The organism is Bacillus sp. FSL R5-0286, from assembly GCF_038593245.1.
Taxonomy (GTDB): domain Bacteria; phylum Bacillota; class Bacilli; order Bacillales; family Bacillaceae; genus Bacillus; species Bacillus altitudinis.
This window is the reverse complement of sequence record NZ_CP151977.1, coordinates 2,629,018-2,650,834: the sequence shown is the minus strand read 5'-3', so window position 1 is coordinate 2,650,834 and position 21,817 is coordinate 2,629,018. Positions and strand designations below refer to the sequence as shown.

At 41.6% G+C, this 21,817-nt stretch carries 21 protein-coding genes; 17 read left to right on the top strand and 4 right to left on the bottom strand.

Annotated elements, in window-relative coordinates; translation table 11 throughout:
• Positions 1-55: 55 nt before the first annotated feature.
• The 12 genes from NST24_RS13610 (at position 56) to NST24_RS13555 (ending at position 11,782) form a co-directional block, all read left to right on the top strand.
• Positions 56-763, top strand: a complete 708-nt coding sequence (locus NST24_RS13610; RefSeq protein ID WP_017358280.1) for a DUF2953 domain-containing protein — start codon at positions 56-58, stop codon at positions 761-763.
• Positions 764-777: 14 nt separating this feature from the next.
• A complete protein-coding gene (gene ytfJ / locus NST24_RS13605; protein WP_007501733.1) occupies positions 778-1,230 on the top strand; it encodes a GerW family sporulation protein in 453 nt (150 codons plus the stop codon).
• A 112-nt stretch (positions 1,231-1,342) separates the two neighbouring features.
• A complete protein-coding gene (gene tpx, locus NST24_RS13600; protein ID WP_007501731.1) occupies positions 1,343-1,843 on the top strand; it encodes a thiol peroxidase in 501 nt (166 codons plus the stop codon).
• A gap of 88 nt (positions 1,844-1,931) precedes the next feature.
• The gene (locus tag NST24_RS13595; RefSeq protein WP_342461893.1) at positions 1,932-2,906 is read left to right on the top strand and encodes a class I SAM-dependent methyltransferase; all 975 of its coding nucleotides are present in this window, start codon (positions 1,932-1,934) and stop codon (positions 2,904-2,906) included.
• Between the two features lie 229 nt (positions 2,907-3,135).
• Positions 3,136-4,320 carry an acetate kinase gene (locus NST24_RS13590; protein WP_024718669.1) on the top strand — a complete coding sequence of 395 codons (1,185 nt, stop codon included), beginning with the start codon at positions 3,136-3,138 and terminating at the stop codon, positions 4,318-4,320.
• A 99-nt stretch (positions 4,321-4,419) separates the two neighbouring features.
• Entirely contained in the window at positions 4,420-4,935 is a 516-nt protein-coding gene (locus NST24_RS13585; protein ID WP_342461892.1) for a molybdenum cofactor biosynthesis protein B, read from the top strand.
• Positions 4,936-5,108: 173 nt separating this feature from the next.
• Positions 5,109-6,320 (top strand): argininosuccinate synthase, encoded by a 1,212-nt coding sequence (locus NST24_RS13580; protein WP_008343148.1) that lies wholly within the window; start codon positions 5,109-5,111, stop codon positions 6,318-6,320.
• Positions 6,317-7,690 carry an argininosuccinate lyase gene (gene argH / locus NST24_RS13575; protein WP_008343150.1) on the top strand — a complete coding sequence of 458 codons (1,374 nt, stop codon included), beginning with the start codon at positions 6,317-6,319 and terminating at the stop codon, positions 7,688-7,690. Before NST24_RS13580 ends, argH begins: the two co-directional genes overlap by 4 nt.
• 118 nt (positions 7,691-7,808) lie before the next feature.
• Positions 7,809-8,714 carry a phosphotransferase gene (locus NST24_RS13570; RefSeq protein ID WP_342461891.1) on the top strand — a complete coding sequence of 302 codons (906 nt, stop codon included), beginning with the start codon at positions 7,809-7,811 and terminating at the stop codon, positions 8,712-8,714.
• A 95-nt stretch (positions 8,715-8,809) separates the two neighbouring features.
• Positions 8,810-9,565, top strand: coding sequence for an SDR family oxidoreductase (locus NST24_RS13565; RefSeq protein WP_342461890.1), 756 nt, complete (start codon positions 8,810-8,812; stop codon positions 9,563-9,565).
• 66 nt (positions 9,566-9,631) lie between these two features.
• Entirely contained in the window at positions 9,632-10,315 is a 684-nt protein-coding gene (locus NST24_RS13560) for a metal-dependent hydrolase (protein ID WP_039168887.1), read from the top strand.
• Positions 10,316-10,459: 144 nt separating this feature from the next.
• A complete protein-coding gene (locus NST24_RS13555) occupies positions 10,460-11,782 on the top strand; it encodes a CBS domain-containing protein (RefSeq protein WP_017358275.1) in 1,323 nt (440 codons plus the stop codon).
• A 201-nt stretch (positions 11,783-11,983) separates the two neighbouring features.
• On the opposite strand, the gene NST24_RS13550 is transcribed toward NST24_RS13555, so the two are convergent.
• On the bottom strand, positions 11,984-12,286 hold the full coding sequence (locus NST24_RS13550; protein WP_008343164.1) for a YtpI family protein: 303 nt from the start codon (positions 12,284-12,286) through the stop codon (positions 11,984-11,986).
• A gap of 147 nt (positions 12,287-12,433) precedes the next feature.
• Between NST24_RS13550 and NST24_RS13545 the strand changes: the two genes are divergently transcribed.
• The gene (locus NST24_RS13545) at positions 12,434-13,375 is read left to right on the top strand and encodes a bifunctional oligoribonuclease/PAP phosphatase NrnA (protein ID WP_096881729.1); all 942 of its coding nucleotides are present in this window, start codon (positions 12,434-12,436) and stop codon (positions 13,373-13,375) included.
• 49 nt (positions 13,376-13,424) lie between these two features.
• Here NST24_RS13545 and NST24_RS13540 read toward each other — a convergent pair whose 3' ends face one another.
• The 3 genes from NST24_RS13540 to NST24_RS13530 form a co-directional block, all read right to left on the bottom strand.
• Complete coding sequence (locus NST24_RS13540) at positions 13,425-13,610, bottom strand: hypothetical protein (protein WP_008346082.1); 186 nt, start codon at positions 13,608-13,610, stop codon at positions 13,425-13,427.
• A 109-nt stretch (positions 13,611-13,719) separates the two neighbouring features.
• On the bottom strand, positions 13,720-14,223 hold the full coding sequence (ytrI, locus tag NST24_RS13535; RefSeq protein WP_007501718.1) for a sporulation membrane protein YtrI: 504 nt from the start codon (positions 14,221-14,223) through the stop codon (positions 13,720-13,722).
• Positions 14,220-14,561, bottom strand: coding sequence for a YtrH family sporulation protein (locus tag NST24_RS13530; RefSeq protein WP_007501717.1), 342 nt, complete (start codon positions 14,559-14,561; stop codon positions 14,220-14,222). The genes ytrI and NST24_RS13530 overlap by 4 nt, the downstream gene beginning before the upstream one ends.
• A gap of 137 nt (positions 14,562-14,698) precedes the next feature.
• On the opposite strand from NST24_RS13530, the gene dnaE reads away from it, so the two are divergent.
• The 4 genes from dnaE (at position 14,699) to accA (ending at position 21,551) form a co-directional block, all read left to right on the top strand.
• Complete coding sequence (gene dnaE, locus NST24_RS13525; protein ID WP_342461889.1) at positions 14,699-18,034, top strand: DNA polymerase III subunit alpha; 3,336 nt, start codon at positions 14,699-14,701, stop codon at positions 18,032-18,034.
• Positions 18,035-18,175: 141 nt separating this feature from the next.
• Positions 18,176-19,408: a malic enzyme-like NAD(P)-binding protein gene (locus NST24_RS13520; protein WP_007501712.1), complete on the top strand. Its 1,233-nt coding sequence runs from the start codon at positions 18,176-18,178 to the stop codon at positions 19,406-19,408.
• 305 nt (positions 19,409-19,713) lie between these two features.
• Positions 19,714-20,589: an acetyl-CoA carboxylase, carboxyltransferase subunit beta gene (accD, locus tag NST24_RS13515; protein ID WP_008346077.1), complete on the top strand. Its 876-nt coding sequence runs from the start codon at positions 19,714-19,716 to the stop codon at positions 20,587-20,589.
• Complete coding sequence (accA, locus tag NST24_RS13510; protein ID WP_008346075.1) at positions 20,574-21,551, top strand: acetyl-CoA carboxylase carboxyl transferase subunit alpha; 978 nt, start codon at positions 20,574-20,576, stop codon at positions 21,549-21,551. Before accD ends, accA begins: the two co-directional genes overlap by 16 nt.
• Positions 21,552-21,817: the final 266 nt, after the last annotated feature.

Sequence of the window (21,817 nt, the reverse complement as noted above, 5' to 3'; positions counted from 1 at the left end):
ATTGGGTATAAAATCCAGAAGGAGAGCCATAATCGTAGAGGAAGCATCATTTGTTATGGAGGAAGTGAGCACAGTGCTGTACGTTTGGATCGCAGCTTTTTTGTTCCTTGTGATCTTATTGATCTTTATGAAAGTGACCATTTCACTGGACTATTCACATGCAAATGACAATGATCATATTGCGGTGAAGATCATCACGTTATATGGAATCGTCAGACTGAAGAAAGACATTCCGATGGTGAAAGTGAATACGGAAGATCAAACGATTGATATTCGTGAAAAGAAAATGGCCAGCACCAAAACGCCTAATCAAGAAAAAGAAACCATGCATAAAAAAGTGGGAAAACGTGATGTAAAGGAAATCCTTCATCAAATGGAGCGTATTACAAAAGAGATTGTCGATCTAAACCGGATCATGCGAAAGTTCTTCATTCATATAAAAATCGTCTCATTTCACTGGTCCACATGGATTGGTTTTCATGACGCAGCTTTAACGGGTGTAGCAGCCGGTGGTGTGTGGTCAGTCAAAGGAGCACTTCTTGCCTTTATGCAGGAGCATCTCACCTTTAAGCACAAACCCGTCTATGAAGTGATTCCCGCTTTTCAGCACAAAGTATCACAGACACACTTTGCATGTATAGCTTATTTTCGGATTGGACATGCTATGCTTGCAGCCATTCGATTACTTGTCCATTGGTTAAAAGGGAGAAAGGCGAGAAAAAATGCCTCTCTTCAAGCAACGAAGAATGAATCATCTGTTTAAGGAGGAACCCGAAAATGGCAGATCATCCAATCCAAGGTCTGATGAAGACAGCGATGGAAAACTTAAAAGAAATGATTGATGTGAACACGATCATCGGCGATCCAGTCGAAACCCCTGACGGCAGTGTCATTCTCACTGTGTCAAAGGTTGGTTTTGGATTTGCAGCCGGCGGCAGTGAATTCAACGGTAACCAAAAGAAAGAAAAACGGTCTGATGAACAAGAACGAAAAGAACCGAGACTCCCATTTGGAGGCGGAAGCGGTGGGGGAGTATCGATTACACCAATCGCCTTTTTAATTGTGGGAACAAATGGCGTACGAATGCTTCATTTGGATGAACACACACATCTGCTCGATAAAATATTGGATTCTGCTCCTCAAGCAATTGAACGTCTTCAGCACATGTTTAAGAAGGATGAACGGGAGCATCGTCACAAAGAACGAAAACTAGATGACATAGACCTTTAAAAAGTTAGCTGCCCTGCAGTTAACTTTTTTTTCAAAATGGACGATTAGGCTTTGCAGTTTTTTGCTTTCTCTACTATGATAGAACCATACATTTGATAAGGGAGGAATTGTTTTGGCATCGATCACATTTAAAGGGAGCCCAGTAACGCTTGTAGGAAATGAAGTGAAAGTAGGCGAGCAGGCTCCAGATTTCACGGTATTAACGAACTCACTAGGGGAAGTTTCACTTTCTGATTTAACAGGAAAAGTGACGATTATCTCAGTGATTCCTTCTATTGATACAGGTGTGTGTGACGCACAAACAAGACGTTTCAATGAAGAGGCAGCCGGTTTAGGTCCGGTCAATATCTATACCATTAGTGCAGACCTACCATTTGCACAAGCACGCTGGTGCGGAGCAAACGGAATTGAAAATGTTGAAACATTATCTGATCATAGAGATATGTCATTTGGTGAAGCGTTTGGTTTATATATGAAAGAATTGCGTTTATTGGCGCGTGCGGTCTTCGTATTAGACCCAAGCGGAAAAGTGGTTTACACTGAGTACGTAAGCGAAGCAACCAATCATCCAAATTATGAAAAAGCCATTGAGGCTGCGAAATCACTGTTATAAAAGCAGCATCGACAAGAGCTCCGGCTTCATACTGGGGCTCTTTTCAATGAGAACATATAGCTTTTAACAAAGCGAGGAGAGAAAAGCATTGCAGAAAGATCAAGTGAGTACGATTTTTGAGCTGCTCGATACAGCTTCAATTCGTTTAAAAAAGGAACAGAACATTTCTTATATTGAAGCATTGGCAGAAGCAGGAGAAGCCTTTTTCCAGGCAAATGATCGAAACGGTTTACTAAAAGAGTTAATAGAGAAAGCAGATTTCGCCTCTTATGATCATGAGCAGATTCGTAAAGCGTTTCAGCTCGCCGTATTAAAAGGACAAAAGGATATTTCACATCCAAACCGGCAGATGACACCTGATACAATTGGTCTGTTTGTCAGCTATTTGGTCAATAAATTTTTAGAAGGACAAAAAGAGCTGGTTGTCTTTGATCCAGCAGCGGGAACAGGGAATTTACTGCTTGCGGTCCTCAACAATGTAACAGCAGAAACAACACGCGGTTTTGCCTCTGAAATTGATGACGTGCTCATTAAAATTGCGTGGGCACAAGCGAACTTGGAAGAAAAAGAAGTAGAGCTTTTCCACCAGGACAGCCTTGAGCCGCTTCTTATCTCACCAGCAGATGTTGCTGTATGTAGTCTTCCTGTCGGGTTTTATCCAAACGATGAGCGCGCTAAAGACTATGAATTAAAGGCAAAAGAAGGTCATTCCTTTGCGCATTATTTATTCATTGAGCAAAGTCTTCGTTACACGAAAGAAGGCGGCTTCTTATTCTTCATCATTCCAAACGATTTGTTTGAAGGAAAAGAAAGCGTACAATTAAAGGATTTCATCAAAGAACATGCATATATGAATGCGTTAATTCAGCTGCCAGTCTCTATGTTCAAAGACAAAAAGCATGCCAAAAGCTTATTTGTGATGCAAAAGAAAAAAGAGGGGCTCGAAGCACCGAAACGTATGCTATTTGCCAATCTGCCATCTTTCTCACAGAAGGAAGCAATGGTTGGCGTCATGAGAAAATTAGACCAATGGTTTAAAGAAGAAAAAGAAACGAAAGAATAGCCAGAGTGATGTCTGGCTATTTTATTATTCAGAAAATAACGACTTATTGATGTAAGCGGTAACAGTTCGAAGGTGTACTTGAAATGCAAAGTTTTCAATGTTTAAATGAAAAAGTCAGATATTTTTCGGACTTATCGTTAAACTATAAAAGACCCGTTCAAACAGGTTGAATATAGCACCGAAAAAACGTGAAACCTTATATAACAACTGAGTAAAAGGAGCGACAGTAATGTCCAAAATTATTGCAATCAACGCAGGAAGCTCATCTCTTAAATTCCAATTGTTCGACATGCCAGAAGAAACCGTTTTAACAAAAGGTCTTGTTGAAAGAATCGGAATGGACAACAGTATCTTCACGATTTCTGTAGATGGAGAAAAGAAAACAGAAGTCACAGATATTCCAGATCATGCAGTAGCGGTTAAAATGCTGCTTGAAAAACTAATTGAATTTAACATCATCAAAGACTTTAATGAAATTGATGGCGTAGGACACCGCGTCGTTCACGGCGGAGAAAAATTCAGCGATTCTGTTGTTTTAACAGATGAAGTCATCAAAGACATTGATCAGCTTTCAGAGCTTGCACCACTTCACAACCCTGCAAACGTTGTAGGAATCAAAGCATTCAAACAAATTCTGCCTGACGTACCAGCGATTGCTGTGTTCGATACAGCTTTCCACCAAACAATGCCAGAGCAGTCTTACCTATACAGCCTTCCGTACGACTACTACAAAAACTTTGGTATTCGTAAATACGGATTCCACGGGACAAGCCATAAGTTCGTAACAGAGCGTGCAGCAGAGCTATTAGGCCGTCCTCTTGAAGAGCTTCGTTTGATTTCTTGCCACCTTGGAAATGGTGCAAGTATCGCAGCAGTTGAAGGCGGAAAATCAATCGATACGTCAATGGGCTTCACACCACTTGCGGGTGTTGCAATGGGAACACGTTCAGGTAACATTGACCCTGCCCTTATTCCATTTATTATGGAGAAAACTGGACATACAGCTGAAGAAGTACTTTCTACTTTGAATAAGAAGAGTGGTCTTTTAGGTGTGTCTGGTCTTTCAAGTGACCTTCGTGATATCGAAGAAGCGACAGAAGAAGGAAACGACCGTGCTGAAGTAGCACTAGATATTTTTGCAAGCCGTATTCATAAATACATCGGTTCTTATGCAGCGAGAATGAATGGTGTAGATGCCATCATCTTCACAGCTGGAATTGGTGAAAATAGCTCAGAAGTGAGAGCACGTGTACTTCGTGGTCTAGAATTCATGGGCGTATATTGGGATCCATCTCTTAACAACATGAGAGGCGAAGAAGCATTCATAAGCTACCCTCACTCTCCTGTAAAAGTCATCGTGATTCCAACGAACGAAGAAGTTATGATTGCAAGAGACGTTATGCGTTTAGCGTAACATCCTTTTGAAGCTCTTTTCCTCAGCGGAAAAGGGCTTTTTTCTATTGAAATCACCATGCTATAATGTGAGGCAATATGAAAGGAGCGGTGTGAAGATATGAGCGTCGAAGAACATAAACGCGAAGCGAAAACGAGGCTTCATGTAAAAGTCATTACCGTCAGTGATACAAGGACAAAAGAAACAGATAAAAGCGGCCGTCTGATGATTGATTTGCTCAAAGAACAAGGGCACCTTATTCTTGCATACGATATTGTGAAAGATCACATTGGAGCGATTCAAGACGCCGTTTTAGAAGGAACAAGTGAAGCGAAGATTGATGCCGTCTTGTTAAACGGGGGAACTGGTATTGCAGCAAGGGACGTCACGATTGAATCCATTACACCTCTTTTCTCAAAAGAGCTGCCGGGCTTTGGAGAAATTTTTCGCAAGCTGAGCTATACAGAAGATATTGGATCAGCCGCTATCTTATCTAGAGCGACGGCAGGGGTGATTAACCAAAAAGCCGTTTTTGCCACACCAGGCTCTACCGGAGCAGTTCGGTTAGCCATGACCAAACTCATTATTCCAGAGCTTCCTCATGTCTTGCGAGAGCTTGAAAAAGATCAAAAATAGCCCAAAATGACTCTGCCAAGAAAATTTGGCAGAGTTTTTTTCATAAAGGGGTTGAAAAAACAATTTTTCCTTGTTACAGTGTATACATACTAAATGCATGTTTATAAATTAAAACTTATTTTTATGCAAAAAACATTCACAGAATCAAAACAAGCGAGAGGAGCTTTTCAAACATGTCACAAAATAAAAAAGTCGTATTAGCATATTCCGGAGGTCTTGATACCTCTGTTGCAGTTAAATGGTTACAGGAGCAAGGATACGAAGTTGTTGCTTGCTGCCTGGACGTAGGTGAAGGAAAAGATTTAGCATTCGTTCAACAAAAAGCACTTCAAGTCGGAGCTGTTCAATCTTACATGATCGACGCAAAAGAAGAGTTTGCTGAAGAATTTGCACTTGCTGCACTGCAAGCACACACGATGTACGAAGGGAAATACCCACTTGTGTCTGCACTATCTCGTCCGCTCATTGCCAAAAAGTTAGTGGAAGTCGCAGAGAAAGAAAATGCCGTAGCCGTTGCACACGGATGTACAGGTAAAGGAAACGACCAAGTTCGTTTTGAAGTATCAATCAAAGCATTGAATCCAGACCTAGAAGTTCTTGCACCAGTGCGTGAATGGAAATGGTCTCGTGATGAAGAAATCGACTATGCACAAAAGCACGGGATTCCAATTCCGATAAACTTAGACAGCCCATATTCAATTGACCAAAACCTTTGGGGCAGAAGTAACGAATGTGGTATTTTAGAAGATCCTTGGGCAGCGCCGCCAGAAGGTGCTTATGATCTGACAAATCCACTTGAAAAAACACCTGACACACCTGAAATCATTGAAATCACGTTTGAAAAAGGAAAACCAACAGCTATTGACGGAATCCAGTATTCATTATCCGATCTGATCCTTCATTTAAATGAAGTTGCTGGCCAGCATGGTGTAGGCAGAATCGATCATGTTGAAAACCGTCTTGTTGGAATCAAATCTCGTGAAGTGTATGAGTGCCCAGGTGCAGTTACCCTATTAAAAGCACACAAAGAACTTGAAGACTTAACGCTTGTTAAAGAAGTAGCACACTTTAAGCCAATCGTTGAACAAAAAATGGCTGAATTAATATACAACGGCTTATGGTTCTCACCACTTAAATCAGCACTAGATGCATTCTTACAAGAAACGCAAAAGAACGTAACAGGTGTTGTGCGTGTGAAACTATTTAAAGGCCATGCCATTGTAGAAGGACGTAAATCACCATATTCACTTTATGATGAAAATCTAGCAACTTACACAAAAGCAGATGAATTCGATCATGATGCAGCTGTAGGATTTATTAACCTTTGGGGTTTACCAACAAAAGTAAACAGCATCGTGAACAAAAAGGAGCAGGTTAAAGCATGAAAAAGCTTTGGGGAGGCCGATTTCAAAAAACACCAGAAAAATGGGTCGATGAGTTTGGTGCATCCATTCATTTCGACAAACAATTAGTCAAAGAAGATCTGACCGGCTCCCTTGCCCATGCAAGTATGCTGAATAAATGCGGTATCATCGGCGATGAGGAGGCCGCTGCAATCAAAGACGGACTGAATACGCTCATGAAAAAGGCAGAGGCGGATGAACTCGATTTCTCAGTAGATTATGAGGATATTCATTTAAACCTTGAAAAAATGCTCATTGATGAGATTGGTCCGCTTGGCGGCAAATTGCACACAGCGAGAAGCCGGAATGATCAGGTCGCAACCGATATGCATTTATATTTGAATAACCAAGTAGAGCATATCATTGAGCTGATCTCTTCTTTTCAAACAGTGCTTGTAGAAAAAGCTGAACAGCACGTTGAAACGATTTTTCCAGGATATACGCACTTACAGCGTGCACAGCCTATCTCCTTTGCTCATCATATGCTCGCCTACTTTTGGATGCTTGAGCGGGACAAAGCGCGTTTTCAAGATTCATTGAAGCGGATTAATGTGTCACCACTTGGATGCGGAGCGTTAGCAGGAACGACATTCCCGATTGATCGTGAATATACAGCAGAGCTTCTGGGCTTTGACCATATTTACGAGAACAGCCTTGATGGTGTGAGTGATCGTGATTTCATTTTAGAGTTCTTGTCTAATAGCAGTCTTGTGATGATGCACCTGTCACGTCTTTGTGAAGAAATCATTTTATGGTGCTCTCAAGAATTCAAATTCATTGAGCTTGATGACACGTACGCAACAGGTAGCAGCATGATGCCGCAAAAGAAAAACCCGGATATGGCTGAATTGATCCGCGGAAAAACAGGCAGAGTATATGGCAACCTGATGGGACTGCTCACGATTATGAAAGGCTTGCCGCTTACGTATAACAAAGACTTGCAAGAAGATAAAGAAGGCATGTTTGATACGGTGAAAACGATCGCTGGCAGCCTGCAAATCTTCACAGGCATGATTCAAACGATGACAGTGAACGAAGATGTCATGAAAAAAGCAACAAAAGAAGATTTCTCAAATGCGACCGAAGTGGCAGACTACCTTGCGAAAAAAGGTATGCCATTCCGTGAAGCACACGAAATCGTTGGGAAGCTTGTGTATACATGCATTCAAAAAGGCATCTATTTAAGTGACCTTCCATTTGAAACATTTACAGAAGCAAGCGGCCTCTTTGAACAAGATATTTACACTGTTCTTGATCCGTATGTTGCTGTTGAAAAAAGAACAAGTGCAGGTGGAACTGGATTCAAACAAATTCAGCTCGCTTTAGAAAAAGCAAAAGCCTGCCTAGCGTAATTCGCCAAAACCATTCGTTTATACGGATGGTTTTTTTCATGGGAAAAAGGAGATTGATCTTCACTGGAGAAAATGAAAGCATACCAGTGTCAAGCTGAATAAGGAGTGACAACAGTTCATGAAGAAAACGCTTCAGGCTTTGTTTGATCAGCCTATCGTATCAGTGAAAACGTTAGGAGAACCATACGACGGCCGGGCTAATGATGTGTGGCTGATTTCCTTGCAAGATCAGACGGAATATGTAGTGAAATCTCCTAAAACTGCAAGAGAAGAAAGTGAATTTGTGTATGGGATTAACATGATTTATGGAGTAGATGCCCGTACTGTACAGGAGCATCTTGATGAAATCAATGAAAAGCTGTCTCATACGAATTCCTTTCATATTCCGAAAGTTGTTCGTAAAGTGAAGAAGGCGGGGAAACACTTTTATGTCATGGAAAAAGTAGAAGGAATCCCTTTAACATCTTTTGAGGGCCGTTCAGCACAATTCTATAGGGATTACGGGAGGAAACTAGCACATCTTCATTCATATCAAACAAACTTTTTCGGTACAGTATACGGGGGAGAAAAGAGACATTTGAGAGAATTCCATGCGCTGTTAAAAAAGGCAGTTTCCAAACTCATCAGCCACTATTACGCTGATCAGCCTGAATATCAGAATTATGCAGAAAAGGTGCAGCAAAAGCTTGAAAAGCTAAGTCCTCCTGATGCAGCCAGTCTCATTTTAATTGATTTAGACCCATCGCAATATATTGAAGACGATGATCAAGTGACGAGTCTAGTTGATACGGAATATGTTGTATTTGGACCAGCTGCGTTTGATTTGATTGCACTCGAATACCTTTTGACGAAAGAAGCTGCACAAGCGGTTCAATTAGGGTATGAAGAGATTTACCCGCTTCCTCGTCAGCTTCATGAGGTGAGAGAATGCTATCGGTTTGTTTCGCTGCTTCTCGATATCCATGGTTCATGGGATATGAAAAAGTGGATGAATCACCCTATACGTTTTTCCCCTCACTGTTAAAGGGTTCAAAAGTGCGAAGGGAGCCGGTTTATAGTAAAGTAAAGATAACAAAAGAAACACATGAACTTGCAACCTTTGTTTTAGGAGGAGATTGTGTGCGACACGCATTAATAACAGCGGGTTCTAAAGGACTTGGCAGGAAAGTCACCGAGTCTTTACTGAATATGGGGTATTCTGTGACAGTCAATTATCGAAGTGATGATGAAGCTGTCTGGCAGATGAAAGAAGAACTGCAAGAATACGAAGAAAAGCTTCAATTTGTCCAAGGCGATGTGACAAACAAAGAAGATTTAAAAAACATGGTCGAGCTGGCAGTAGAGCGATTTGGGCGGATTGACGCCTTGATCAATAATGCTGGACCTTATATTTTTGAACGAAAAAAACTCGCGGATTACTCTGAAGACGAATGGTATCAAATGATGGAAGGCAACCTATCCGCAGTGTTCCATTTGTTCCGAATGGTGATCCCTATGATGAGAAAACAAGGCTTTGGCCGCATTATCACGTATGGCTTCCAAGGAGCAGACCATGCGCCAGGCTGGATGCACAGATCAGCTTTCGGAGCGGCAAAAGTGGGCCTTGCGTCATTGACGAAAACCATTGCGATTGAAGAAGCCGAAAACGGCATCACCGCTAATATGGTGTGTCCAGGCAAAATCGTTGGAGACATGAAAGAATCAACGATAGAGGAAGCACGTCAGATAAAAGACGATGAAACACCGATTGGTCGGTCTGGGACAGGTGAGGATATCGGTCGTATCATTTCATTTCTATGTGATGACCGTTCAGACCTCATTACAGGAACCGTCATTGAAGCAACAGGTGGTCTTAATGTAATTCACAGGCACTAAGTTTTTCAGCTTTTTATAGAGGGAATAGACAAAATGAGATCAAATTCGAAAGGTGGATATATTTACATGAAAGCTACATATCATGGACATTCAGTCGTACACATTGAAACAAACGGATACCATATTTGGATTGATCCATTTTTAAATGGAAATAAGCATACAGAGATCAAACCGCAAGATGTGAAAGCCGATGTGATTTTGCTCACGCACGGGCATGGAGATCACGTCGGAGACACGATTGAAATCGCTAAAAACAATGACGCACTCGTGATTGCGCCATTCGAACTTGCCACTTATTTAGGCTGGCAAGGGGTGAAAACACACCCGCTTTCTATTGGTGGCGGACGTGAATTTGAATTTGGTAAAGTCAAGCTGACGCAAGCGTTCCATGGCTCAGCGGTCATTGATGAAGAATCCAAAACGATTACGTATACAGGGATGCCATCCGGTATTTTATTTACTGCTGAAGGCAAAACAATTTATCATGCTGGAGACACGGCTCTCTTCTCGGATATGAAACTCATTGGGGAGCTGAATCATATTGAGCTCGCCTTCCTGCCAATAGGTGATAACTTCACAATGGGACCAGACGATGCAAGAATCGCAGCAGAGTGGCTTCGTGCGAAACAAGTCGTACCGATTCATTACAGTACATTCCCGCCGATTGAGCAAGATCCTCATGCGTTTGCAGACAGCTTGCATGGCGGCGTGGGTCACGTATTAAACAGCGGAGAATCCATCGAGATATAATCAATAGAAAGAAAAGCCGGCACTCTACCGGCTTTTTTATTTGCCTGTATCGTGCTCGTGTAAAAGACAAATTGCTATTAAAAGCCTCCTGCCTTTATAATGAAATATAGATGAAAACGCTGAAAACAAAAAGGGTGAACGGGATTGGCGACAAAGCATGAACAAATTTTATCGTATATTGATTCATTGGATGTCGGAGAGAAAATTTCTGTCCGGCGTATAGCGAAAGAAATGAAAGTCAGTGAAGGCACGGCTTACCGGGCTATTAAGGATGCTGAAAATAAAGGGTTCGTGAGCACCATTGAACGAGTGGGTACCATTCGAATTGAACAGAAGAAAAAAGAAAATATTGAAAAGCTGACATATGCGGAAGTCGTCAATGTCATTGATGGTCAGGTGCTTGGCGGACGAGCCGGCTTACATAAAACGTTAAATAAATTTGTCATCGGTGCAATGGAACTGGATGCGATGATGCGATACACAGCAGCAGGCAACCTGTTGATCGTTGGAAACCGAATCAATGCTCACCGGCAAGCATTAGAGGCGGGAGCGGCTGTGCTGGTCACGGGCGGATTCTCAACAGATGATGAAATTATTCAGCTCGCCGATGAGCTTGAGCTGCCCATTTTATCAACAAGCTACGATACATTTACCGTAGCGGCTCTCATTAACCGGGCCATTTATGACCAGTTGATTAAAAAAGAAATTGTGCTTGTGGAGGATATTTTAACGCCGATAGAACGGACCGTCTATTTATCGCCAGAAGACAAACTTGAGAAATGGTATGAAAAGAATTATGAAACCGGGCACGGCCGGTTCCCGGTAGCAGACGATCAAATGAAAATTCACGGCATTTTGACCTCAAAGGATATTGCCGGCCATGACCGTTCTACACCGATTGAAAAGGTGATGACAAAAAATCCGCTGACCGTTATTGGCAAAACATCTGTCGCTTCAGCTGCACAAATGATGGTGTGGGAAGGTATTGAGGTGTTGCCAGTTGTAAATGATCATGCGAAGCTGATTGGGATGATTAGCCGTCAGGACGTGCTGAAGGCGCTGCAAATGATTCAAAAGCAGCCGCAGGTCGGTGAAAAGTTGGATGATGTCGTGTCACGAGGGTTTAAGGAGACTGAGACAGAAAAACCAAAAACAGATGCGGTGTACCAATATGAAGTCTCACCACAAATGACAAATCAGCTCGGCAATATTTCGTACGGTGTGTTTACACAAATTTTAATCGAATCAGCCAACCGCTTCTTAAAGTCTCATAAAAAAGGTGAACTAATTGTAGAAAGTCTTTCTGTCTATTTCTTAAAACCAGTTCAAATGGAATCCACGATACAGATCAAACCGAATATTTTAGAAGTTGGGCGCAAGTTTGGAAAGCTGGAAGTGGAAGTTTACCATCAGTCAAATATTGTAGGTAAAGCGATGTTGATGGTGCAGCTGATGGAGAGAGGATAAATGGCAAAAAAGGGCGGCATGAATGCGCCCTTTCAGCGTGTAAACAAACCCTCGTATTCTTTATCAGTCCTGCGTGCTGGTGCTCACGAATGACAAATTCGCTCCGTAAAAGTAGCTGTCCTTCCTAGACTGCAAAGGTTTTCTAACACGCTGAAAAGAAGAGAAAGGGCTAAAATCAAGTTCATTTTAGCCCTTTCTCTATTATGCGTGGTCTTTTTCGCCTTCCTTTAAAAAGAGCGGAAGATAGTGCTTATAGGCTTTATATCCGGCCCATGTACTGCCGATACCAACTGCAACAAAAACAAACCCAATGACAAATGCGAGTGACGAGCGGTTTAAAAATAATTGATTCACACCGAAGAGCAGGACAAAGCAGCCAAGTGCCATACTTGATTTGGCAGACCAGAATTTCTTTTCGACCGGCCGGTTCGTACGGACATTCTTTGCTTTGTAGTATAAATAAAACATGGCAGAACAAATAATAAACACAATCAAAACAAGCATGTGCCAAGCCTCCATTGTAAGTGGTTACAACCCTATTTTAAACGTAAATAGGCTTGCTTACTAGAATAAATTGTCTATTCCTCACTTTTCTGTCTGGATAGATTATGATTTAATAATAAAAAGAGTATCGCATAAGAAGGAGTATTTATGAAAAAAGAACTGATTAGAACCATATCATTATATGACACCATCATCATTCATAGACATGTAAGACCTGATCCAGACGCATATGGATCACAGTGCGGCCTTACGGAAATCTTGCGTGCCACCTATCCAGAAAAAAATATTTATGCGACAGGAACCCCTGAGCCATCCCTTTCATTTTTATATGAATTAGATGACGTGCCGGATGAAGTGTACAAAGGTGCCCTTGTCATTGTCTGTGACACTGCGAATCAAGCTAGAATTGATGATCAGCGCTATTCAATGGGCGATAAGCTGATGAAAATTGATCATCATCCGAATGAAGATCCGTATGGTGATTTGCTTTGGGTTGATACAGAAGCAAGCTCTGTCAGTGAAATGATTTATGAGCTGTATTTAGAGGGGAAAGAAGAAGGATATCAGCTGAATACAAAGGCGGCAGAACTCATTTATGCCGGCATTGTAGGAGACACAGGCCGTTTCCTTTTCCCAAACACAACGAAAAAGACACTCAAATATGCGGGTGAACTCATCGAATATCCGTTTTCATCATCAGACCTTTTCAATCAATTGTATGAGACAGATTTGAATGTCGTGAAATTAAATGGCTATATTTTTCAACATATCTCTTTATCAGAGAATGGCGTAGCTTCTGTTTTTATTAAACGTGACATTTTGGAGTCGTTCCAAACAACAGCGCAGCAAGCCTCACAGCTTGTTGGGACACTTGGAAATATTGCAGGAATTAAGGCATGGGTCTTTTTTGTGGAAGAGAACGATCAGATTCGTGTGAGATTCCGCTCAAAAGGCGTCGTCATTAACACCATTGCTAAAAAATATCATGGCGGAGGTCACCCGCTTGCAGCCGGTGCGTCCATATATGATTGGGCAGTTGCAGATGAGATTTTGCGTGATTTAGAAGAAGTATGTAAATCACCATCGTGAGAGAGGGGCTTCAAGTCCCCCTCTCTTTTTTTGAGCTTTGAGAAAAGGGTTACTTGGATACAGGGATAAACCAGCAGCCGATGTCAGTTGAATCTTCATAGGCTTGGAGATTTTGATGCTTTAATTCTTTTTTAATTAAATGGGCCATCATTTCTGTCTCAGCATAAGCACACATGCCGTCTTTAATCCGGCTTGCTTTGTCTCGTGCCATTTGACGATAGCTGTAAACCTCCATTGTTCTCACCTCTTTCTTATGATCATCTCGTTCTTCTTTTAGTGTATAAAAATAACAAGTGAAAAGCGATCATTGAGTGCAGAAATTCATAAAAATTCCACATCATCTATTATTCAGCAAAGGAAATACGTACTTCAAGCGAAAGCTTTGTATAGATGGTCAGTTCGGTGACTTTGGCGCGGTATGCCTTTTCTCTAATCGTATATTCTTTATTTTCCACAGTCCGTTTTAAGAGCTCTTTTGTTTTATACACACTTTCAATATCCTTTGTGATCACCTCTGAGATATCCTCTTTCACCTGATCTTCAAATTTCAAGGTATCTGGCTCCGGGATTTTGTACTGCTCACGGTTGACGAGGTGAACGTCTACGCTCTGAATAAGCAGACGCTGCTTATTGTCTTCATTTAATTTATGCAAATCTTCCCGATAGAGTGTGATTTGTTCTTTCAGACTGTCCATATGGTGCTGCTGGCTTCTGAGCAGTGTCACCTGCTTCTCCTGAAAGGTGCCATAAGTAAAGAGAAAAATCAGCCAGCTGATAATTGCGCCGAACATCATCCCAGCAAAAAAACGCTGCCAGCCTGGACGTTTATACAGCTCCGGCACCCTCATGATGACACATGCTCCTGAGTGAGCCATGTAATCAGGAGATACCCCGTTTGCGCACCGCCCATAGCAGAGATAATGAGCAAGATCTGCTTGAAAATATCACGTGTGTTCCCTTCGAAAATCCCTCTTTCAAAACTATAGACCGCATCAAAAGTTCCACCGATTGCCGCAACAAGTGCCCAAATTTTTAAGCGGTTGGCAAGACTTGAAATAATTGATAGCGGGGGCTGACCAGATAAATATGCACCTACCCCGCCTATAATGGCACCGCCCAAAATAACCCCCAGTGCGATAAAATAACAGCTAATAAAGTTTGGAATAAAGGCTTCCTTCACATCCATTTTTCCCACCTCACTCTATTCAATATATGGCGAATGCTGGACAAGTATGAACGAGCGGAAAAGAAAGAACATTTGTTTCTCACCGCATCGCGTTTTATAATGAAAGAATGAATTTAGACGAAAGGAGTGGATTAAGCATGTCCTATGTTCATCTTCAGGTTCACAGTGGATACAGCTTGTTGAGCAGTGCAGCGAAGGTCAAGGAGCTCGTATTAAAGGCGAAAGAACTTGGCTATCAAGCGCTCGCTCTTACCGATGACCATGTGATGTATGGAACGGTTGAATTTTATAAGGAATGTAAAACACATGGCATCAAACCGATTATCGGTTTAACAGCTTCTGTCTTCATAGATGAACAAGAGACAGAGGCTTATCCTTTGATCCTCCTTGCCAAAAACAATGAAGGCTATCAAAACTTGATCAAAATTAGCAGTGTCTTGAAATCAAAGTCAAAAACCGGCCTGAAAGAGAAATGGCTGAAAGCCTATCATCATGGCCTTATTGCCATCACACCAGGCGTATCCGGCTATATTGAAACGCTGCTGCAACATGATCAGCTAGATGAAGCAAGGGATGCAGCCAGCCATTTAAAAGATCTTTTTGGTGAGGAACATGTGTATTTAGCCGTTCAGCCGTTTCAGCAGGACGAAGAGCTGTCTCATAAGCTCAGGAAACTCTCAAAAAGGGCGAACATCCCGCTTGTGGCAACAGGTGACGTCCACTATATCCATCAAGAGGACAAAACCGCATATACATGTTTAAAAGCCATTAAAGCAGGCCAGCAGTTATCAGAAATTGAGGAAGACCAAGGAGACAAGCATTTCAGATCGATCGAAGAAATGATGAAGTGGTATGGTGATGATCCAGAATTGCTGGCAAGAACGGTTGAGATTGCAAACCGCTGCGAGGTCGATTTAAATCTTGGCCAGACGAAACTGCCAACCTATCCGACGCCCGATCAATCAACAGCTGATCAATTTTTACGAAGAGTGTGCCAAGAAGGCATGAAACGAAGACAGATTGCTTCAAATGACACATATATCAAAAGGCTTGAGTATGAGCTGAGCATCATTCAAAAAATGAATTTCAGTGATTATTTCCTCATTGTGTGGGATTTTATGAAGTATGCTCATGATCATGGCATTGTCACAGGTCCTGGCCGGGGATCAGCAGCAGGCTCTTTAGTTGCGTATGTTCTGTTTATTACAGATGTCGATCCGATCCGTCACGGGCTTTTATTTGAGCGTTTTTTAAATCCTGAACGCATCAGCATGCCAGATATAGATATCGATTTTCCTGACACGAGAAGAGATGAAATCATTTCATATGTAAAAGACAAATATGGGGATATGCATGTGGCGCAAATTGTCACGTTTGGAACACTTGCCGCAAAGGCAGCTTTAAGAGATGTCGGACGTGTGATGGGAATTGATTCAAAAGCAGCAGACCGCCTTGCAAAGCTTATCCCATCAAAGCCAGGGACGACACTGAAAGAAGCGGTGACAGTCTCCTCAGAATTAAAAACACTGCTCCAGCAATCTGAAGAGCTGCAAAGAGTGTTTCAAACCGCTTTAAAGGTAGAAGGATTACCAAGACATACGTCAACACATGCAGCCGGCGTTGTCCTAAGTGAGGAGCCGCTCACACAAGTCGTGCCTATTCAAGAAGGCCATGATGGAGTGTATTTGACGCAATATGCGATGAATTATTTAGAAGATCTCGGTCTTTTGAAAATGGATTTTTTAGGTTTGAGAAACTTAACATTAATTGAATCCATTAAAAACCAGATTGAAAGACAGGAAAACGTCCACATTAACTTTAGTGACATTTCATATGAAGATCAGAAAACGTTTGATTTGTTATCAGCGGGAGATACAACGGGGATTTTCCAGCTGGAGTCACAAGGTATGCGTCAGGTGCTGAGGCGACTGAAACCTTCTAGTCTAGAAGATATCGTGGCTGTCAATGCCTTATACCGCCCGGGACCGATGGAGAATATCCCGCTCTTTATCGACCGAAAGCATGGCAGAGTGAAAGTCTCCTACCCGCATCCAGATTTGTATGACATCTTAAAGGATACATATGGGGTCATCGTCTATCAGGAGCAAATCATGCTGATTGCAGCAAAGATGGCAGGCTTTAAGCTGGGCGAGGCCGATCTACTAAGAAGAGCCGTTTCAAAGAAGGATAAAAAGGTGCTTGATGAAGAGCGAAGCCATTTTGTTGAAGGATGCCTAAAAAAGGAGTATCCTGTTAACATTGCAAATGACGTTTATGACCTAATCGTCAAATTTGCAAACTATGGTTTTAATAGAAGCCATGCTGTTGCATATAGCATGATCGGCTTTCAGCTTGCTTATTTAAAAGCGCATTATCCGTTATATTTTATGTGCGGTCTTTTAACGAGTGTGATTGGAAATGAAGACAAAGTGGCTCAATATTTCTATGAGGCAAAGGAAAAAGGGATATCGGTGTTGAAGCCTTCTATTAATAAGAGCGAATTTCCATTCACGGTTGAAAAAGGGGAGATCCGCTACAGCTTAAGAGCGATCAAAAATGTCGGAGTGTCAGCTGTAAAGGATATATACAGAGCAAGACAGGAAAAGCCATTTGAAGATTTATTTGATTTTTGCGCAAGGGTATCAACAAAGAGTGTCAACCGAAAAACGATTGAAGCCCTCATTTTCTCAGGGGCAATGGATGAGCTTCATCCAAATCGTGCTTCGTTATTAGCATCGATAGATATTGCGTTAGACCATGTGTCATTTTTAACACCTGAGGATCAACTGGACTTTCTTGGGGATACAACGTTCTCCATTAAGCCAAAATATGCGGAGATAGACGAACTGCCGCTTGTTGATCTCCTGCAATTTGAAAAAGAGGCACTCGGATTATATTTATCAAATCACCCTGTACAAGCGTATCGAGATCGCTTAAGAGAGAATGGTGCGGTGGAAATCATCAGACTTTCTTCCTGTATAAAGCGAAAGATCTCAATGGGTGGTCTTTTGACAAAGGTGAAATCGATTCGGACAAAAAATGGACAATCGATGGCATTTGTCACATTCGGGGATGAAACGGGAGAAATGGAAGGTGTCGTCTTTCCAGAGCAATTTAGAAAGCTGTCCCCCTTACTTGAGGAGGGCGCAATGCTTTATGTTGAAGGCAGAATAGATGTCAGAAATGAGAGCAGTCAAATCATCGTGCAAGAAGCTGTTCTACTGGAAGAGATGGGCTCTAAAAGAAAAGAATCTGTCTACATTCGAGTCAAAGAAGAGAACCATACGCAGGAGCTGCTAGAACAAGTGAAGCGAGTGATCTCCATGCACAGGGGAGAAGCAGATGTCTATTTGTATTATGAAAAGCAAAAAAAGACGATGAGACTTCCAGATGCATACAAAGTTCATGCAGATCATGCGGTCATTTTCCAGTTAAAAGAGCTGCTAGGTGAACAAAACGTTGTGATTAAATGATGACAAATCGTCTGAATATGTTTTACAATTTCACCTATTGTGTTATCATTTTAAAGATTCTGTGTATTTAAACTGCCAAGTATGTGCTTATCAACTTAGCAATTCATTAAATCATTTTCCACTTGAAGGAGTGTTCATCACATGTCATTAAGAGAAGAAGCATTACATATGCACAAAGAGAATCAAGGCAAACTCGAATCAAAATCAAAGGTACAAGTGAAAAATGCGAAAGACTTGAGCTTGGCTTACTCACCAGGTGTGGCAGAGCCATGTAAAGATATTTATGACGACACAAGCAAAGTGTATGATTATACAATGAAAGGCAATATGGTCGCTGTTGTCACAGACGGAAGTGCTGTGTTAGGGCTTGGAAACATTGGGGCAGAAGCATCTCTTCCAGTAATGGAAGGAAAAGCTGTCTTATTCAAAAGCTTTGCAGGTGTTGATGCGTTCCCAATCGCACTTGCAACAAACGATGTAGACAAAATCGTTGAAACAGTGAAGCTTCTTGAGCCGACGTTTGGCGGCGTGAACCTTGAAGATATTGCAGCACCAAACTGCTTTATCATTGAAGAGCGTTTGAAAAAAGAGACAAACATTCCTGTTTTCCACGATGATCAGCACGGGACAGCGATTGTAACAGTGGCAGGACTTGTGAATGCACTGAAGCTGTCTGGAAAATCAATGTCTTCAATTAAAGTGGTTGCAAACGGCGCTGGAGCAGCAGGAATTGCGATTATCAAACTTCTTTATCATTTCGGTGTACGTGATATCATCATGTGTGATACAAAAGGCGCTATTTATGAAGGCCGTCCGAATGGTATGAATGCAGTGAAAAATGAAGTAGCTAAATTCACGAACCAAGATCGTAAAGAAGGTTCTTTAGAAGAAGTGATTGAAGGCGCAGATGTCTTTATCGGCGTTTCAGTAGCAGGTGCTTTAACTAAAGAAATGGTTGGAAAAATGGCAAAAGATCCTGTCATCTTCGCAATGGCGAATCCAAACCCAGAGATCATGCCAGAAGATGCACATGCAGCAGGTGCAAGTGTTGTAGGAACTGGCCGTTCTGACTTCCCGAACCAAGTGAACAACGTCCTTGCATTCCCTGGTATTTTCCGTGGAGCGCTTGATGTACGTGCGACACACATTAACGAAGAAATGAAAATTGCAGCTGTTGAAGCGATTGCTTCCCTTGTATCAGATGAAGAGTTGTCAGCGGAATACGTTATCCCTGCACCATTTGATGCACGAGTAGCGCCAGCGGTAGCCAAAGCAGTGGCAAAAGCAGCAATGGAAACGGGCGTTTCAAGAATCAAAGTAGACCCAGAAGCTGTTGCAGAAAAAACAAGAAAATTAACGATTATCGGCGAGTAATCGAATTGGAAAAGTGTGCACGTTCTTTCTGAATTTGGAGGAAAAACGTGCACCATTTCCTCTCTTACACGAAATTTTTTTCATCCTAAATGAGATTTTTTTGTAGACGTTCACAATTCACATATACCAACTACTCAGCGCCCCAAACCTATACTCATTTCTCCTCAATTCCCCACTGAAAAAATTGAATGAAGGATGACAGCGTTTGACAAAAAAAGTACAATAGTTTCGGTACAGTTATGACATGTCCTATAATAGTGGATGTGCGTGTAAAGAAAAAACCCTTCAAAAAGGGAGGTAGTCATTTGTCAATCAAGAATATTTTCAGTAAAAAGAAAAAATATGCATCTGTACCCTCTGAACAGGCAAGTCAAGATGTGCCTGAAGGCATCATGACCAAATGTCCGCAATGTAAAAAAATAATGCTCACCAAAGAACTAGATAAAAATTTACGTGTTTGCATGAATTGCGGCAGACATTTGCAAATGAATGCAAAACAACGTATTGAAAGCCTTGTAGACGAAGGCACATTTGAAGAATTTAACGGTCACCTCATTTCTGAGAACCCGCTCGGTTTCCCAGGCTACGAAGAAAAGCTTCAGAAAGACAGAGAAAAAACATCTTTGAATGAAGCCATCGTAACAGGAAAAGGTGAAATTAAAGGTCAAAGTGCTGTCATTGCTGTCATGGATGCCACGTTCCGTATGGGCAGCATGGGCTCAGTCGTTGGTGAAAAGATTACATTAGCTATTGAGAAAGCAAAAGCGGACAAGGTGCCATTTATCATCTTCACTGCATCTGGAGGAGCAAGAATGCAAGAGGGGATTCTTAGTCTGATGCAGATGGCAAAAACAAGTTCAGCATTAAAGCTATTCAGCGAGGATCAAGGTCTGATTATCTCTGTGATGACCAATCCGACAACTGGCGGTGTATCAGCTAGTTTCGCATCTCTCGGTGATTACAACTTTGCAGAGCCTGGTGCATTAATTGGTTTTGCTGGTCGCAGAATCATTGAACAAACCATTCGTGAAGACCTACCAGAGGACTTCCAAACGGCTGAATTTTTAATGAAGCATGGTCAGTTAGATGCTGTGATTCACCGTGCAGAAATGAAAGAAACATTAGGCCAAATCTTAGCATTACACAGCACAGGAGGTGAACGAGAGTGGCTGGAGAACTAGAATTTGAAAAACCTGTCATTGAACTTCGAGCGAAAATTGATGAATTGAAAAAGTTCACACAAAACTCAGAGATGGATTTAAGTGCGGAAATTGAGCGCCTTGAAACGCGTCTGAGTAAGCTTGAAACAGACATTTATACAAATTTAAAGCCGTGGGACAGAGTACAAATTGCTCGTCATGCGATGCGCCCAACAACTCTCGATTACATTCAAGAGCTGTTTGATAACTTTTTCGAATGTCACGGTGACCGTTTTTATGGCGACGATGAAGCCATCGTTGGAGGAATTGCTACGTTTAAAGGACTTCCTGTCACAGTCATTGGACATCAGCGCGGAAAAGACACAAAAGAAAACTTGCGCCGTAATTTCGGGATGCCGCATCCAGAAGGTTACCGTAAAGCATTGCGCTTGATGAAACAAGCAGATAAATTTAATCGTCCAATCATTTGCTTTATTGATACAAAAGGAGCTTATCCTGGTAAAGCAGCTGAAGAACGCGGGCAAAGTGAAGCAATTGCGAAAAACCTTTTCGAAATGGCAGGACTTCGTGTACCGGTTGTCTGTATTGTCATTGGAGAAGGCGGAAGTGGCGGAGCACTAGGCTTAGGCGTAGGAAACCACCTATTTATGCTAGAGAACTCAACATATTCAGTGATTTCACCTGAAGGTGCAGCAGCACTGCTCTGGAAGGACTCATCACTTGCGAAAAAAGCTGCAGAATCAATGAAAATTACCGCTCCAGACCTAAAAGAATTAGATATTATAGATGATGTTATTAAAGAAGTGCAAGGTGGAGCACACCGAGACGTGAAACAACAAGCAGCCTACATTGAAAAAACATTAAAACAGTCACTTACATCTTTGCTCAAACAATCGCCTGAAGAATTAGTCGAACAAAGATATCAAAAATACAAAGCAATCGGCAAAGTATCGATTGAAAATCAATATATTGGGGTAAACTAAATAAACGTACAGCCTTTTGGCTGGCGTTTATTTTTTTCGTCTTTTTTCATCAAAACGATCTGATGTAAGCGCTATTTGAAAATAATTTTCTTTTGTTTTCATAAAATTTGAAACGTCTGAAAACGTTGATTTGACAAGGTTTATAGCACTTGAATCAACTGTTTTTTGAACAAAGTGCTTTCATGACTTTCTTAACTTTTGTTTAAAAACATTTTATTTAATTGTATAATAAGTACGGTTTTAGAAATTCGTATTGAAAACATCCG